Origin of the sequence: Carboxylicivirga agarovorans (genome assembly GCF_050589845.1) — a bacterium.
Taxonomy (GTDB): domain Bacteria; phylum Bacteroidota; class Bacteroidia; order Bacteroidales; family Marinilabiliaceae; genus Carboxylicivirga; species Carboxylicivirga agarovorans.
Genome location: NZ_JBNGPA010000003.1, coordinates 81,200 through 97,394, shown reverse-complemented (window position 1 = coordinate 97,394; position 16,195 = coordinate 81,200). Strand labels below are relative to the sequence as shown.

12 protein-coding genes are annotated in these 16,195 nt (G+C 37.2%); 4 read left to right on the top strand and 8 right to left on the bottom strand.

Annotated features, from left to right (window positions below; translation table 11 throughout):
* Window positions 1-49 precede the first annotated feature (49 nt).
* From ACRD69_RS04445 to ACRD69_RS04435, 3 genes are all read right to left on the bottom strand, one after another.
* Window positions 50-769 carry a suppressor of fused domain protein gene (locus ACRD69_RS04445; RefSeq protein ID WP_430813859.1) on the bottom strand — a complete coding sequence of 240 codons (720 nt, stop codon included), beginning with the start codon at window positions 767-769 and terminating at the stop codon, window positions 50-52.
* Window positions 770-932: 163 nt separating this feature from the next.
* Window positions 933-1,580 carry a flotillin-like FloA family protein gene (locus ACRD69_RS04440; protein WP_430813858.1) on the bottom strand — a complete coding sequence of 216 codons (648 nt, stop codon included), beginning with the start codon at window positions 1,578-1,580 and terminating at the stop codon, window positions 933-935.
* 37 nt (window positions 1,581-1,617) lie between these two features.
* Window positions 1,618-2,187 carry a hypothetical protein gene (locus ACRD69_RS04435; protein ID WP_430813857.1) on the bottom strand — a complete coding sequence of 190 codons (570 nt, stop codon included), beginning with the start codon at window positions 2,185-2,187 and terminating at the stop codon, window positions 1,618-1,620.
* Window positions 2,188-2,762: 575 nt separating this feature from the next.
* On the opposite strand from ACRD69_RS04435, the gene ACRD69_RS04430 reads away from it, so the two are divergent.
* The 3 genes from ACRD69_RS04430 to ACRD69_RS04420 all read left to right on the top strand — a co-directional run bounded on the left by ACRD69_RS04430 (window position 2,763) and on the right by ACRD69_RS04420 (window position 9,095).
* A complete protein-coding gene (locus ACRD69_RS04430) occupies window positions 2,763-3,893 on the top strand; it encodes a helix-turn-helix domain-containing protein (protein ID WP_430813856.1) in 1,131 nt (376 codons plus the stop codon).
* A gap of 554 nt (window positions 3,894-4,447) precedes the next feature.
* The gene (locus ACRD69_RS04425; protein ID WP_430813855.1) at window positions 4,448-4,954 is read left to right on the top strand and encodes a PH domain-containing protein; all 507 of its coding nucleotides are present in this window, start codon (window positions 4,448-4,450) and stop codon (window positions 4,952-4,954) included.
* Window positions 4,955-5,171: 217 nt separating this feature from the next.
* A complete protein-coding gene (locus ACRD69_RS04420; protein WP_430813854.1) occupies window positions 5,172-9,095 on the top strand; it encodes a sensor histidine kinase in 3,924 nt (1,307 codons plus the stop codon).
* Window positions 9,096-9,176: 81 nt separating this feature from the next.
* Here the strand turns inward: ACRD69_RS04420 and ACRD69_RS04415 are convergent, their stop codons facing one another.
* The 4 genes from ACRD69_RS04415 to ACRD69_RS04400 form a co-directional block, all read right to left on the bottom strand.
* The gene (locus ACRD69_RS04415; protein ID WP_430813853.1) at window positions 9,177-9,671 is read right to left on the bottom strand and encodes a YcxB family protein; all 495 of its coding nucleotides are present in this window, start codon (window positions 9,669-9,671) and stop codon (window positions 9,177-9,179) included.
* A gap of 29 nt (window positions 9,672-9,700) precedes the next feature.
* Window positions 9,701-10,306: a hypothetical protein gene (locus ACRD69_RS04410; RefSeq protein ID WP_430813852.1), complete on the bottom strand. Its 606-nt coding sequence runs from the start codon at window positions 10,304-10,306 to the stop codon at window positions 9,701-9,703.
* Window positions 10,307-10,348: 42 nt separating this feature from the next.
* Window positions 10,349-10,741, bottom strand: coding sequence for a TFIIB-type zinc ribbon-containing protein (locus tag ACRD69_RS04405; protein WP_430813851.1), 393 nt, complete (start codon window positions 10,739-10,741; stop codon window positions 10,349-10,351).
* A 108-nt stretch (window positions 10,742-10,849) separates the two neighbouring features.
* Window positions 10,850-11,746, bottom strand: a complete 897-nt coding sequence (locus ACRD69_RS04400; protein ID WP_430813850.1) for a hypothetical protein — start codon at window positions 11,744-11,746, stop codon at window positions 10,850-10,852.
* Between the two features lie 780 nt (window positions 11,747-12,526).
* Here ACRD69_RS04400 and ACRD69_RS04395 point away from each other — a divergent pair.
* Window positions 12,527-14,833, top strand: coding sequence for a TonB family protein (locus ACRD69_RS04395; RefSeq protein WP_430813849.1), 2,307 nt, complete (start codon window positions 12,527-12,529; stop codon window positions 14,831-14,833).
* A gap of 229 nt (window positions 14,834-15,062) precedes the next feature.
* Here ACRD69_RS04395 and ACRD69_RS04390 read toward each other — a convergent pair whose 3' ends face one another.
* Window positions 15,063-16,127 carry a LacI family DNA-binding transcriptional regulator gene (locus tag ACRD69_RS04390; protein WP_430813848.1) on the bottom strand — a complete coding sequence of 355 codons (1,065 nt, stop codon included), beginning with the start codon at window positions 16,125-16,127 and terminating at the stop codon, window positions 15,063-15,065.
* Between the last annotated feature and the right edge of the window lie 68 nt (window positions 16,128-16,195).

Genomic DNA, 16,195 nt, shown 5'->3' with positions numbered 1-16,195 from the left:
TACCATCTATGCCCGGTTTACTTGATGATATCTCACAGATTGGTTAATTTCAGAATAGACCGAGGAATTTTTTCTTTTTAGCGGTATTAGGTCTGTCGGTATGGACAATATCATTTACGCCGAATTTATCAAAACCATCAAATAAGGCTTCTACTCCCTTGTTCATTTTCAACTTAAGTTCTTCATTATAAATAGGAATTAGTGTATAAAAATTTATTGACTTAGTGGCAAGTTCGAGCGTGTGAAATTCTTCATTAAATACGATTGTTGGTAGCAATAGCATCGTATTTAGTTTTGTATTATCAGAGAATGGTTCGGCTGGATCTCCATTTGGTATCGTGTGACCATAGCTTAACCATGTATTATATTCATGGGGGAACCTGGCAAGGTATTTCAACCATCTTATTGGCCAGTAATTTCTTTCATCATTAAAGTCTTCTTCTGATATTTTCCATTCTTCAGGCAAGCAGATGCTTAATTCAGCGAAATCATAATTTTCAACTCCTTCAGGAGTATTCATCGCTTTGTCGCTCATTCCTGATGTAATTAATGTATGAAAAGGCCTTTCTTTTGTTGGTTTAACCCAGTGCACATCAATATGAACCTGTTCAGATATTATTTCATGAAATACCATATGAATTTGGCCAACGTGTTTCTCAATATGATCTGAAATTTCATCTATTGACATTTCACCGGAAGCTCCTTCAAATTCATTCTTGTTTGACTCATTATACCTATAAATTGGTGAGCCTGATTTTGATTTTTCCATTTTATATTATTGTTAAGCTATTGGTCTGATGTATTAATCGTCTGAAATATCTATTTGTATGCTATTGTTCCAATCCCAAAAATTATAGGCTTAGCAGATAGCAAAAGTTGTGATTGGCTTACATAACCCGTATATATTTTTAGGCATACTATTAAAGGGACAGTTATTTCTTCAGGATGAGTTTTTGTTGAATCAATTGAACACCCAATACCCTTTCCCAGTACTCGGTATTCAATATGTTATTTCGTATAAAATTCTGCGATGCGATGGTATCTGTAGAGGTCCAGTCCCTGGCAACAGCAGTCAGCTTTTCTTTAACCTTTTCTTCGATGCTGTTGTTTTGTTCATCAAAAGCCCCAAAAGCGGCTGCCATACCATGTTTGTATTCAGCCCATAGGTTTATCTTGAAAGATTTAAAATCCAGGTCGTTGATGCTCAGGGTATGAATCTCTGTTGTTTTCAGGACCGCATCTTCAATATCTTTACCAGCTAGATCCAGGGCGGTAAGCATTTGAAAAGTAAAGTCTTTTTTGTCCTGGTGCTTAATGAGGGTTTGTATAACTTTATATGTGTTACCTCCTGCTAAAAGGTGAGCTTCAAGGTCAACCAGTTCCAGGTCAAGCTTATTATTTTGTGTCAATGCAAGAGCTTTAAACAGATTTTTCTTGTTTGTCTTCCTGAAATTCAAGCCCAATGCCTGTTTAAAAGATATGTTTGCACCCTGCGCCTTTGCTCTTAGTATGGTCACTAATAGGGGCAGTCCCAGAAGAATAGTGAAAAATAGTAGTAGAATGATTATCAGTATTTCCATATGAGGTTCTATTTGACAAGATAAGTTCAGGTCTGTGTTATTTTCTGATATGGAGGCTGTTAAGAGTTTTAGCCATGACTATTGAATCGTTTTTTGTACAAAAGGTTTTAGACAGATGAATATGAACAAATAAATCATTACTCATCATAGCATAGGCATACATGTGTTTTTGGTTTATTTGAGTACCATTAAAGTCCTTAATGTCAGCATGACTAAACATAAAGTCATCTCCTTTATTTCCCCATTTACTAATATTGGTCTCATATTTTTTTAAATTTGAGTAATTAGTAAAGTAAGCTAAAGGAAATGCAGGGGATATTTCCGGACATTCTTTACCAATCATTGCTCTTGCTAAATCGACGTACATCATTTTCTCCTCCTCATTCAACTTATAAAATAAAACTGAACATACCATTCCATTGTGCCCTTTGTCGCACAAATAATAATAATCTTTTCCTCTCCATTCTTTCCTGAATTTTTCAAATGCGCTTGTTTTCATTACAATCTCTTTGTCTTTCAATTTGGGATACTTGAAAACAACCTCATTTTTATCTGATTTAAAAGCCAATATTGATGCTAATGCCAGGATGGTTAGTAATTGTCTCATTGGATTGTTTTGATAAAAGGGTTAGAATTTAAGCCAGGCTTTAACACCATTGACAAGTGCTTTGTATGGCGTAAGGGCTAATGCCATGTCAGTATTCATTAACTAATGTCTTGTTGAGCACAGCTTTACCTGCTAAGTCCCATTCGTTAACAGGAATAGATTAGAATTAAAGTAGGTGCCAGGCATGATGGCTGTATTTTCAAAATTAACATATCTAATATTAACCGAAAGTATCAGGGGTAATTTAAACCTATTCAAAATAGGTGGACCAGAGCACTTGGAATCACTATTGACACTAACCCTTAAGTATGATGTTTTGTGGCTTGTAGCTGTATTGAGGATATGTAAAAAGGTCGCTTATAATAATGAATTCGTCTTCTCTTCATTGTTTGACCGTCTACATTTTGTGAGTTGGCTAAAATAAGCGTTTTGATTCAACAGAGCTTATGGCATTGATAATTAAATGCAAGTTGTTGATAGCTTTGTTTATTGAGAAAAAGAATGATGGCAAGGGAGCAAAAGTATGAGATTGACAAAAAACATTAATTTTGCCTTATCATTTATAATAGTAAGGTATGCAGATTGAAAATATTTATAACTTGATTCTCATGTGCGGGGGAGCCTTTGCTATTTTGATATCCATGTATTTGATGTTTTACCCTCACAATCTTTATGCTAACAGGGTACTTGGTTCTTTGGTTTTAGTCTGGTCATTTATCGTTATTTCTTATGCCCTGGGATCAAAAGAATTTGTATTTAGATTCCCACATATTTATGGCTTAGCCAGTGGGATGATGTTGTTGTTTTTTCCATTGGTTTATTTATATATCAGGACTTATCTCTACAGGAACAGGCTAACAATCACCTCAGCTCTGTTACATTATATTCCATTCCTGGCCTACATGATTGCGTTTGCCCCGTTTTATTTTCAGAGTGCAGAAGCTAAAACCATCATTCTTAAAGCAGGTGTCCCCAGGTGGTTTGACATTATGCAATATATTGTGAGTATCATTGTAATTGTTCAGGGAATGTTCTATTCAATTGTTTCATGGAGAAGTCTTGCACATTTTCAATATTTCAGAAAAACAAAATTATCCGAATCTCAATTGTCAGGTGTAAAGTGGCTAAAGTTATTCCTGACGCTGAATGTCATTCTATGGATATATGGTACTGCGAGCTCAGTATTGATCATGATTCGTTTTCCATTGGGTTTTGATCCGTTTAAAGTCTTTTACTTTGGTCTGACATTACTAATATACTTGCTGGCTATTTTTTCAATTAACAAGCCACAATTATTTGGCATGGAAGAGGACTTGTCATTAAGTGTCACAGCTAAGCCTCATAATACTGATCATCCTGAACAAGAAGATAAGAATGGAGATTACAAAGTACTAATGGATTACTTTAATAATCGCAGGCCTTATTTAAAGGCCGACCTTAAAATGATTGACGTGGTTGAAGCAACAGGTCTTAACTATAAGCAAATTGTACAGGTCTTCAATTCCGAATTCAGGAAATCCTTTTCCGACGTTGTCAATGAATATCGCATTAAGGAGGTCAAACGCCTGCTAAAGGAAGGGCGTCACAAGCAGCATACCTTATATCATTTAGCAGAAGAATCAGGGTTTAATTCGAAGACTACCTTTAACCGGATTTTTAAGAAACACACCGGACAAACGCCTTCAGATTACATAAAAACCATATAGTTGTGAGTTCCTCAGCGGGTACTTATGGTACATGGACATGGTACCATTTGTAAATTATTTAATAGACATAAAATCAGCACTTTGTAAGCGTGGGTATCAATTTTTTATTTGTGCCAATTTATATTGGTACGAATAAAAAAACATTGGGACTGAAGCTTTTGCACCTATACTGTATTATTGTAGCTCACAATAGTGTGGACCTGTTTATACTACCATATAAACAGAAGAATGTGGAGTAAGCTTAATGAATTACAGTTTGCAGAAGAAGTAAGTTCTCACGGGCAAGAGAGGTATTGGATATTATATGGTTCCATGCTTTTTCGTACTGCATGACATGTGAAATGATTAAGCACCCTGAAAGATATTAATGGATAACATCTTCGGCCTTATATTAAAAATTTGCCGGAACAAATAAAAAAGTGCCGGAGATGTTATTGTGTTTGAACGGGTATAACATTCGCTTGTTCTTGGATGAGTTACTTATTGATGATACTGTCTGTTTGTCACATTAAGAAGAAGTATAAAGAGAAAAACTACAATTAGATATGTGTGTAATGAGGAAGATGGGCTTAAACTTAATACTGGCTGTTTTTATGCTGATGATCGTAATTGGCATTGTAATTATCGCAATGAATGATTTTGACTCTGACCCAATGATGGCTGGAATGTCGCTGCTTATGGTTTTGAGTTCTTTCTCAATGGTTTTACTCTACCTATTCAGAAGAAAGCATGAGCGGAAAGTAATGTCAATTATTATTCAACTGAATGCAGAAGAAGAAATTGTAGTGGAAGGTTATGCTGACAGCACTGATAAGGTCAATGGAATTGGTAAACTATGTTTAACCAATCAGCGTTTAATTTTTTCGTCCAATAAGACAGGCGAGCAACAATTCTATCATCTGAATAGAATCGTTCAGGTGTCATTGCAAAAGAAATTTGGCTTGTGCCATAATGGATTGATGATCAATTTAAACGGTTCAATTAAGAAGTTTGAGGTAGCCTATCCCGATGACTGGTTGAAATTGATCCTGGCGCAAAAACAAGTAATACGACACGAATGATCGGGTCATTGGCAGCTGGTTAAGAACTTCATCAATATGTCAGCCTGTTGCTTAGATGACTTACTTGCCGATTGTCTTCGTTGTTTCGCACCTCTAAAAAGCAGGTTTGTGCATCATAGTCTGATTGAGGCTAGTCTTTTTAAATCTGTTAAAGTTGAATAATAAGATCTGTGTCCCTCCAATTGGGATTTAAACTGTCTATAAGTAAAGGAATTGTATGCAATCAGGATTACTTAAGGGATCGAATTCAGTTAAATTTTCAGCAGAACTAAGTGCCATTTTTGAAAACGCAATGGTCTTATTGGTTTTGATTAATGATGAGGGGAAAGTTGTTAATATTAACAGGACTGGCCTTGATTTTATCGGTAAAAGAAAAGAAGAGGTTCTCAATCGTTTGACTGGAGAGGTCTTTAACTGTAATAATGCATGGAGCGAGGAAAAAGTAGTTTGTGGGTTTGGGCTCAATTGTCACCATTGTCCTTTACGCAACTGTGTAAGGGATACTTTTGAAACAGGTAAAAGTCATATACGAGAAGAAGGATCTTTAATAGTCAGGCGCGATGACAGGGATGTAAAACTCGACCTGCTTATTTCCACCTCTATTGTTACCCTTGAAGGTATTGACTATACTCTTCTGACCATTGATGATATTACCCGTCAGAAACAAACGGAATTAGCACTAAAGGAAAGTCAGAAGCATTACAAGATAATTAACGATAACCTGGTTGATGTCATATGGTCCTTTGACCTGAATGAACAATTTACATATGTAAGTCCATCAGTTATGGCCCAGCGGGGAATCACTGTTGAAGAAGCTTTGACTTTAAGTCTGGAAGAAGCTGTTGGCTCCAGTAATTATCCACAGGTTAAGGAAGTCATTGATAGGAAATTGCAGCAAATTGCCCGGGGTGATCAGGAGGGGTGGAAACCATTTGATTTTATCCTTAATTATAGAAAAGAAGATGCTGATGTCTGGATGGAAGCCTATGGCAGAGTAATTGAAGGAGACGACGGAAGGCCCCAGATGATTGCCGGAACATCAAGAGATATCACCAGGCAGATAATAGCCGAACAGGCTTTAGTGCAAAACCGGGAGCAATACAAATTTATTGCAGATAACATAAGTGATACTGTATGGACCTATGACCTTAATCTTAACTGTACATACATAAGCCCGTCCATCTATAATTTTCGCGGCTATACCGTTGAAGAAGCCTTAACATTGTCGCCCGAAGATACTTTTCATCCTGATCACCTTGGAAAAGCCTATGAAGTATTAAATGGAAAACTAAGCCAGATCAGACAAGGTAATCCCATGGGTTGGGAGCCATTTGTAGAGGAATTTAAATTGCTTAAAAAGGATAAAAGCTATATATGGGCGCAGCTGTCTGTGGTTTTTATTAAAGGTGAGAATGGTCAACCTGCTATGATAATGGGCAGCTCACGTGATATAAGCAAGCAAAAGGAAGTAGAACTGGCCCTCAAGGAAAGTCAGGAGCAGTATAAGTTGATCAATGACCACATCAGTGATACTCTCTGGACTTCGGATCTCGAGATGAACGTTACACATGTGAGCCCGTCAGTGTATAACCTGACCGGTTATACTGTTGAAGAGACAATGGATATGAATGCGGTGCATTCTTTTCATCATGGTGATGATAAGAACTTAATGGAGAGTACCATCAAAGCAAGGCTTAGTGATATAGAGCATGGAAATCCCTTGGGGTGGGAACCAATGGCCTTTGATGTAAAGCTTCAGAAAAAAGATAAGAGTTACATCTGGACCCAGGAGTCCATGTCTATCATTAAAGGACCCGATGGTAAACCACATTCGATCATGGGTACCTCAAGGAATATAACCAGGCAAAAGGAAGCTTCTATTGCCCTGGAGATAAGTGAGCAAACCTTTAAGGATACCTTCAAATATTCGGGGGTTGGAATCGTACTGGCCTCATTAGAAGGTGTTTTCATAAATGTTAATGATGCTGCATGTAAGATGTTGGGTTATAGTGAAAAGGATTTGCTATGTATGAACTTTCGGGAGATAACACATCCCGATGACCTGGAAACCAATCAGAAAGCACTGCAGCAATTGTTAAATGATGAAATTAAGTATTATCACCTTGAAAAAAGGTACATCACAAAAGCAGGTCAAACCATTTGGGCTAATCTATATGTGACGGTAGTCAGGGGTGTAGACAATCAGCCATTGTATTTGAATACGCAATTGGTTGATATCACTCCACGTATAACTTATCAGCAGGCCTTGATAGAAGAAAAGAAGAAAATTGAGGCTAAAGAGAGTCATTACCGTGCCTTATTTGAAGAATCCTATGATGCTGTTATATTGAGGAAAGACCGTAAGGCCATTGCCTGTAACCAGGCTGCCGTTGATATACTCGAATATGGATCGAAAGAGGAATTACTCAATCATCGCCCCGAGGATGTTTCGCCAATGTATCAGCCCGATGGGCAACTCTCTAAGGACAAGGCATCCCACTATACCCAATTGGCTTTCAAAATGGGGCGATGGAGTTTTGACTGGTTATTTAAGACAAAAAGCGGAAAAGAGAAATGGGCTAATGTTGCCATTACCAGATTTGTGGTCAATGGAGAAGAATATTCCTATTCAATATGGCGGGATATTTCCGTTAGAAAGAAGCAAGAGCTGGAACTCAGGTCACTGAGTAACAAATTAATTAAGGCACAGTCATTAGCTTCCATTGGTTATTTTGAATTGTATCTCGGAGATAAGCATGCCAGTGGATCAGATGAATATTATAAAATTTATCAGATTAAAAGGCCGCGTCATACGCGTCGGGATTTTCTTGATGTGGTTTGTCCTGAAGACCGGGAAAGAGTAATGGCTATCCAGGACAAGGCTCAAAATGGCGATGGTTCATATGACATGAAATACCGTATTAAAACACCAGCCGGTATATATAAGCACATACACGAAATAGGGGAGTTTAAATTTGATGGCAATGGAACCCCATACTATTTGCTGGGTATGGTGCATGATATTACCAAAGAGCGGGAGGCTGAACTTAAACTATTGGAGAGTGAAAACAAGCTTAGAACCATATTTGACACGGCTCAGGTTGGCATCATGCATAATAAAAATCGTCACACCATTTTCTCCAATAATTATTTGTGCAATTTATTGGGTTATACCAATGATGAATTGCTCAATAAGGATACATCAATGTTTTACACGTCTTATGAAGAGTTTATAGCGGTAGGCAAAAGGATAAATAGGAAGCTTTTAAGTGGTAAATCTATTTTTCAGGAAACTATCTTTAGAAAAAAAGATGGACTGCTGATCAATGTACTTATCAAATCATCCTATTACAATGGAATGGATGATAGTGATGGTATTATATCGGTTATAACTGATATTACTAAGCTGAAAACCATTGAACAGGAGCTAAAACAGACAAATGTTGAGAAGGACAAATTTTTCTCCATTATTGCACACGACCTTAAAGGTCCGTTTCATGCCTTGTTTGGCCTGAGTGATCTATTGGTTTCAAATTACCAGGAATATGATGAAAAAACCAAGCTGGAACTGATCTCTCACATCAACCGTGATCTTGAGACAACCTATAAGTTGCTTGAAAACTTGTTGACCTGGACGAGAAGTCGTTCGGGCCGTATTGAGTACCGCCCGACTGTTATTAATGCAAAAGACTTTATTGAAGACGGAATCGAGATACTGGAAAGCAGCATTAGGAAAAAGGAAATCTCAATAATTACTGATATTGATACCCATGCACATATCTATGCGGATAAGGAGACAATGAACACGGTGTTGCGCAACCTGTTGTCAAATGCGGTGAAATTCACTCACAAGAAAGGGAAGGTCATCATAAGTTCAGAGCTGCTCGAAGGACAGAATAACAAAAGATATCTTGCTATCTCGGTAACAGACAATGGCGTAGGTATACCGGAGGGGCTCATTGAAGATTTGTTTAAAATAAATGTGAATACGACAAGCCAGGGAACAGACAATGAGTCAGGAACAGGTCTGGGTTTAATCTTGTGCCAAGATTTTGTTCGCAAGAACGGAGGAGAAATTAAGGTTGAAAGTATGGAAGGGCAAGGTTCTGCCTTTACTTTTACGGTACCTGTTTGTAACTAATTGAGCGAAAAAAAAGATGTCATCTATACTTCCACTGTGCAAATGATAGATGACATCCTTAAATCAGGTCAGAGGTAGAGCCTATGATCTTTTAAGTTTCTGTTTGATAGATTGATTTCGAATAATGCCCCGCAGCTTATCCATGTTATCAATGGATCTTTTAGGAATGATGTTGGCCATCATTTTGTTTTCATAGATCAATAGCCAGTTCTTAAGTTCAAGAACTCTATAGGTTTTATCCCAGCTCATTTCAGTAGTGAATGTTTCTCCCTTTATAGCTATGAGGTCTTCTGTGATCTCATAGCTTATTTCTTCCTGTAACCTGCCATGGGAATAGTAGTTCTTTTTTGCACCAAAATAGACGGAGAATGGTAGTAGGAATAAAAAAATGATACTCATGGTAATTGCCATCGCGGGAGGTGTGTCGGTTTCAAGGCTTCCTGTAAAATAGAGCATTGATATGGTGAATAAAAAGACTCCCAATAGACCAGTGAAAATAAATGCACCTTTTCTGTAAGTCAATATGTACATCAGTTTTACATACTCCTTAAAATCAATGTGCGTTTTAATAGTCATGTTATATATATTTAGTTACTGCGATTATTTTATTTGTATTCAAGCTTTAGCCTTATTCTGTATGAACCAAACTTAGCAGGCCCCATTGCTTTTAGTTTTGTAGAGAATGAAAACAATATCAGAACATCAATATCTTCCTTAAACCACTCTAACTTATAGAAGTAACCCTCATCACCTTTGGACTCATCAATTTTATCGGGTTCACCAAGGCTGTTGATCACATCCTTCTTTACTTCTTTGTACTTTTTCAGGTATTCCTTTTTTCTTTTTTGTTCTGTCTCAAACCGGTGACCATCAGTAAAGATGTTTTGCACATAATTCATGATCTCCCAGTCATAAGAAGCACAAACAACAGATGAATCATTCTCATCATAATAGTAATGAACAAAAAGCTCAGGAAAAAAATCATCATTGGTCCGTTTGAATTTAATCGGGTAATAATCTTTGTCCTTTACAGCTCCCGGAAAGTAATCTTGTTGCACTCTTGTGGTGTCAAAACCAATAAAAACAGACTGTAATTGGTTTTCAATTTCTCTTACTTCCTTTATGTTTTTCTTTTCAGTCAGAAAGGGTGTTTGAGCAAAGCTTGATAAATACACAATCAGTCCGAGGACTATTAAAACTTGTTTTTTCATTGAATATGATATTTTATGCGTAATTAGGTTAGCGGGTGCGATTTATTCCTTTCCAATCAACCAATTAAATATTTTACCAATGGTGATCAGCCAATTTTCCTTTCTAATGGCTTCTAATTCACCTTTATCGAGCCATATTCCTTTGCAGGAAGGACAATGGTCGATGATGACCTTTTTATCTCTGTAATGTTCCGACTTATGGAGGGCAGGAGAGGTTTTACATGATGGACAGTTCAGCGGTTCTATCTGATCTTTTTTACCCGGTATATGTCTTATCTCTAAAAATGTTGGTTCAATGACTTTATCAATTTGAGATAATTCGTTTTTATCAAACCATGTTCCTCCGCATGAAGGGCAGGTATCTACTTCAAAACCTGTATTCAGATCTTTTACTGTATCTTTTATTAATAGTGATTTACATCTGGGACAATCCATAATTCTATATTATTAATTGTTACTGAGGAGCCTTGCTGTTTTGGTTTGTATTTTAAAGCCATAATTGGCACTTTTAAAGGCTGTGCTTTATAAAGCTTGTATGGTGTATTATCTATCTACCGTTGTAAATAGAGATTCAAGTATTTTCTTTTTCTTAGAATATTTATAATAATTCTCCTCTTTCAATATTGAGCCGAGTAGAAGATTGGTTCGTTCCTTTTTGTATTTTTTCTTTTGACTTAAACAGGTCAAATGGGATAGTAAAGTGTCATAGTACTTATTCAGGTAGTATGATTTATAGCTTTCCTTATCTTTATCTTTCACCATTTGCATTTCGAAGTCCGGAAAGCTAAAATCTAAATATTGATAATAAGGTTGACCATTAAACTTCGGATATTTCTCAATAAAAGACATAGCTTTTTTATAGTTTGGTGGTCTCACAATATTCATGTATCCCCAAATCACTTTACCACATAAGTCCATTGCCTTAAAGAAGAAAATGGCTTTTTCAGTATCATCCTGTAAATCATAGTCGTTTAATTGAAAGTCAACTTCAGATAGGTCGAAAGGTCTGTTTTTATTGGCAACTCCACTAAATAACATATCATAGTAGCTGTCAATTAATTCATGACGCTGAATTTCAGTGTTTGTGAGTTCGTCTATTAACTCGTTATTGTCTTTGGCTTGATCATCTCTTATATTCAAATTCACTTTCCTGATAATATAAATATACTTCAAGGTAGCTTCGTCGGGTAATTTCAGGAAATCTGAAGAAACTAGTTTGTTATCGGTTGTAATAGTTTCTTTTATAAATTTTGTCGAGGTGGTCAGCTCGATTGAATTCGTCTTTGATAGCTGCTCAAAAGTTGCATTAGTAGGATTGTTACGAAACATAAAGTTTCTATAGATATTTGCGAGCTCGATTATCTCATTGTTTAAGTCACTTGCTTTCAATCCTGTTAAACTTCCTGTAAAAACAAGAGCTATTAAAATTAGTCTTTTCATAGTATTGGAATTATTGATATGTTCTGGTTGTCAATTGGAAAATGGGGATCTCGATGAGGTTGACTCGTCCATAGTGCTAACACTGGGCGCTAATGCATCGAAATATCACCTGCAGGTTTTGTCCTTTCGTAGATTATCTCTAATATTTTGTTCATCTTCTTCTATTTTAAGTTCTGAGTAAGTGTATATTCAGGCTTAAGAAATGTAACATCAGGTTTCTGACCTTTATGCCCGCTTGTTTTTAAATACCGGTTTTTCAACGAATAATCTTATTTCATAAGTGCATCATGCTTGCTCACTGAAGCACCGGTGTATACTGTTCCTTAATGATAATTGGTCCATTTATAGTATTTACATACTGCACAAAGCTGTGGTATTTTAATGATAATCTTGCTATTCCATCCATTATACCTTCCTGATTTAACCGGCCATGGCAAGATTGTTTATTCCGATTAGTGAATACTAAATTAACTTTTTTAGCTAAACAACGCATATGTATTTGATAAATAAGAGGTGGATATGGATGGGCTTTTTTTGGGGCTGTATTATACTGTTCAACAAGCGTTGGACTACTTTGGTATTCGTTTATAAGCACCCACATGGGCGGATAGGAATAAGGATTCATTTCTTGTTTTATTTATACATGTGGTTATTTGGTGTTCTGTAAAGTTCACAATAGCAGCTTTGTATAGTGTTTTAAGTGTATTTCAATAAGAGTTGTTTTGCTTCCTGGTACAGCTGTTGATTATAGATAATCATGTTTAACTTAAACCGTTTAATATGAAGTCAAAACGTATTGGAATAGGATTAATGCTATCAGTGTTTATGCTGATGCCTCACTGGTTGGTTCATGCTCAAAATACTCAGACTAATAGTTGTAAGAATGAATCACCATATTTTATCGTGCTATCAGAAGATAAAGAGCAGTCTTCTTTTTTGCTGGAATCAACCGCTGTAAAGGTGAATATCTCTGGTGTTATTGCTGATGTGCAGGTTAAGCAGGTATATACGAATACAAGTGCTTCGACCTTGGAGGCATTATACGTCTTTCCTGCTTCATCAAGAGCTGCAGTATATGATATGGTGATGAGGGTGGGGGAGCGCGAAATTCGTGCAGTTGTTGAAGAAAAAGGAAAGGCCCGAACAATGTATCGGAACGCCAAAAAGAAAGGACAAAATGCATCTTTACTGGAAGAAGAGCGACCGAATGTATTTAAGATGAGTGTTGCTAATATAAGGCCTGGAACCACAATGGAGGTTGATATGCATTATACTGAGTTACTGGTACCTGTTGATCAGGTGTATGAGTTTGTTTATCCAACTGTTGTTGGTCCACGCTATGTAAGTAAGGATGAATTACAAAGCCATGCAATAGAAAGTTGGATAATTAACCCATACCTTCAGGCAGAAGTCGGGTTTAATCCTGAGTTCAACTTAGAACTTGGCTTATCAACCTATATACCCATAAAACAAATGCAATGCGCTACACATCCCAACAAGATAGAATACGAAAGCAGATCATCGGCTCAGCTGAGGATGACGGATAATGATGGCAGGCTATGCGACTTTGTAATGAAGTATTCCTTAAGTGGAGGTGCCATAGAGACAGGAGTGTTAGTGTATGAAGGGGCCGACGAAGAGAACTATTTCTTAGCCATGGTTCAGCCACCTGTTCGAATAGTTCCCGAAGCTATCCCGCCCCGTGAATATGTATTTATTGTTGATGTGTCTGGCTCAATGAACGGTTTTCCTCTGGATGTATCTAAACAAATGATGAAGGAATTGCTGGGTCATTTAAAATTGACAGATGTGTTTAACATTATATGTTTTGCAGGTGGTTCAGAAATGTTCGCAGAAGTATCGGTTAAGGCCACACAGGGCAATATTGATAAAGCCATCAGGTTTATTGAACGTCGACAGGGTGGAGGAGGGACCGAGCTTTTATCTGCCTTAAACAAAGCTCTTCAAATGAAACGCAATGAAAATTTCTCAACATCATTTCTGATTCTTACCGACGGTTATGTTACAGTTGAAAAGGCCACCTTTGATTTGATAAGAAACAAAATGGGTGAAGCTAACTTCTATGCATTTGGTATAGGTAAGGGGGTGAACAGGCATCTGATCGAAGGTATGGCTCATGTCGGATACGGCGAACCTTTCTTTGTGATGAACAGGGAGGAAGCAGCTCCTGTACGCCAGCGTTTTATCCGCTATGTGTCGCAGCCATTAATGACGAACATCAGCTATACAACTGAGGGGCTTGAATTTTATGATGTTCTGCCTAAAAATGTACCTGATCTGCTTGCCGGGCGTCCTTTGATCATATCAGGAAAGTATAAAGGAAAAGGAAAAGGCACGTTACGTATCAAAGGTATGACAGGTGAAAAGGAGATTAACCAGCTTATTACAATTGATCCCCCCAAAGGTAATGGTGACAAAGCACTAAAATACCTGTGGGCAAGGGAGAAGATACGTTTGTTATCAGACTACAGAGGAGTAAGTTCAGACTCAGCTCTGAGAAATGAAATTATAACGCTTGGAAAAAAGTATAACCTGTTAACTGAATTTACCTCCTTTGTGGCGATTGATCCAAAGGCTGAATATTCCACAAAAAATACCGATAGAAGTTTAAAAGCACCACCTGTAACATCAGGCGATATTTTAAACATTACTGATGATGCTATTGAACTGGATGAAGAATTGAGTATCGAAGACGCTGAGTGTGATCTTGAAATTGTATCGATGGATTTTGAGGAGGGAGAAGAGGATGTAAGTTTGTTTATTTTGGTGGAGGAGATGCCTGAGTATCCAGGAGGTGACAAGGCTCTAAAATCCTTTATTGCCAATAACCTGAATTATCCCTTGAAGGCGCGGGAGTATGGTATTAGCGGAACGGTATACATTAGTTTTAGTATCGATGTTGACGGCAGTGTGACAGACGTTAAAGTTGTAAGAGGTGTATCGCCGGAATTGGATGCTGAGGCTATACGCATTATCAAGGCTATGCCCAAATGGAAGCCAGGAAAACAGAGGGGGCAAGCTATAAAAGTGGCGTATACAGTACCGGTTTATTTTAAATTGGAATAATTGAAGTTGAAGTATGCGAAAAGATAGTTTAATTAAGGTTGGCATAAGTCAGCCTTAATTTTTGAAGGGAGAGGGGATTGCCCCCCCCCCCTCCGGTACTCTTGTGGTTAAACACGCTTTCCAGAAGTACTTTTCTCTTTAAAAGAAGAGTCGCCAACAACTGGAATATTTCTATGAAAACGAAACAGTAATGCATGTGGACATTAAGGCGTTTTTTACGAACATACTTTTAATGTATACGAACAGACGATTGCTTTATCTTGAAACTACCACTCAATTTGACTTTGTGTGGAATTGAGATGTTTGTTTCAATTTCTTGAATTAACAGCTTAGCTGCGGCTTGCCCCATTTCATAAGTAGGTTGTTTAATAGTGGTTAAGGAAGGCTGGATCACTTCTGATAAGCGAGATTCGGAAAAACCAACTACGCCAACCTGTTTGGGGATTTGGATATCATGCTCTTTCATGACAATCATCGCACCAAGGGCGACTGGATCCGTAACAGCAAAAATAGCATCAGGAACTTTGTCTTCGGCAATAATTGATTTCATTACTCTTTTGCCACTTTCAATAGTGACTCCAGAATCATAAAAATACTCGACTCCTTTAAAAAGCTTGTGCTTTTTCATTGCGTCCTCAAAACCTTTTGCTCTGGAGATTGAAAATGTAAGGTGTTTAGGGCCTTTTAAGTGAATAATATTCTTATACCCTTGGAGTATCAAATGTTCAGTTGCCATAAAGGCCCAGGCATAATCATCAAATACAACTTTTGAAGTATTTAGTTTGTCAATTACCCGATTAAACTGGACTATTGGGAATCCTTGCTCTATGATACTTTTATAATAACTTGTTTTTTGAGTTTCCGAGCTGAAAGAAATGATTAGGCCATCAACCATGTTGTTATAGAGGGTTTTGACATTGGAGAGCTCAGTTTCAGCACTTTCGTTTGATTGCATAATAAGGACCTGGTAGCCCAGTGGTAGCATGATATCTTGTATGCCTGTAATTACGTCTGGGAAGAATGCATTTCTGAACTCTGGAACTACAACGCCTATATTGTTGCTTTTTTTCTGTTGCAATTTTTGGGCAATTGGATTTGGAGCATAACCCATTTCTTTAGCCTTAGCTACAATCTTATCCTTGGTAGCCTGTTTGATATCATATTTGTCGTTTAAAGCCCGTGAGACAGTAGAAATTGAAACGCCAAGTTCTTCTGCAACTTCCTTAATGGTTATGTGCTTCATTTTACGAATTGTTTTTAACAAATATGAGATATAATTTCGGAATAATAACATTTATTTTCGGAAAAAATATTTTCTATTATCGGAATTGTATTTGTTTAATGTGTATTCACTGACTAGTT

Bases quoted from the DNA above. Each gene is read 5' to 3' on its own strand.
- ACRD69_RS04445 (WP_430813859.1), bottom strand. From the start codon at position 769: ATGGAAAAATCAAAATCAGGCTCACCAATTTATAGGTATAATGAGTCA.
- ACRD69_RS04440 (WP_430813858.1), bottom strand. From the start codon at position 1,580: ATGGAAATACTGATAATCATTCTACTACTATTTTTCACTATTCTTCTG.
- ACRD69_RS04435 (WP_430813857.1), bottom strand. From the start codon at position 2,187: ATGAGACAATTACTAACCATCCTGGCATTAGCATCAATATTGGCTTTT.
- ACRD69_RS04430 (WP_430813856.1), top strand. From the start codon at position 2,763: ATGCAGATTGAAAATATTTATAACTTGATTCTCATGTGCGGGGGAGCC.
- ACRD69_RS04425 (WP_430813855.1), top strand. From the start codon at position 4,448: ATGAGGAAGATGGGCTTAAACTTAATACTGGCTGTTTTTATGCTGATG.
- ACRD69_RS04420 (WP_430813854.1), top strand. From the start codon at position 5,172: ATGCAATCAGGATTACTTAAGGGATCGAATTCAGTTAAATTTTCAGCA.
- ACRD69_RS04415 (WP_430813853.1), bottom strand. From the start codon at position 9,671: ATGACTATTAAAACGCACATTGATTTTAAGGAGTATGTAAAACTGATG.
- ACRD69_RS04410 (WP_430813852.1), bottom strand. From the start codon at position 10,306: ATGAAAAAACAAGTTTTAATAGTCCTCGGACTGATTGTGTATTTATCA.
- ACRD69_RS04405 (WP_430813851.1), bottom strand. From the start codon at position 10,741: ATGGATTGTCCCAGATGTAAATCACTATTAATAAAAGATACAGTAAAA.
- ACRD69_RS04400 (WP_430813850.1), bottom strand. From the start codon at position 11,746: ATGAAAAGACTAATTTTAATAGCTCTTGTTTTTACAGGAAGTTTAACA.
- ACRD69_RS04395 (WP_430813849.1), top strand. From the start codon at position 12,527: ATGAAGTCAAAACGTATTGGAATAGGATTAATGCTATCAGTGTTTATG.
- ACRD69_RS04390 (WP_430813848.1), bottom strand. From the start codon at position 16,127: ATGTTATTATTCCGAAATTATATCTCATATTTGTTAAAAACAATTCGT.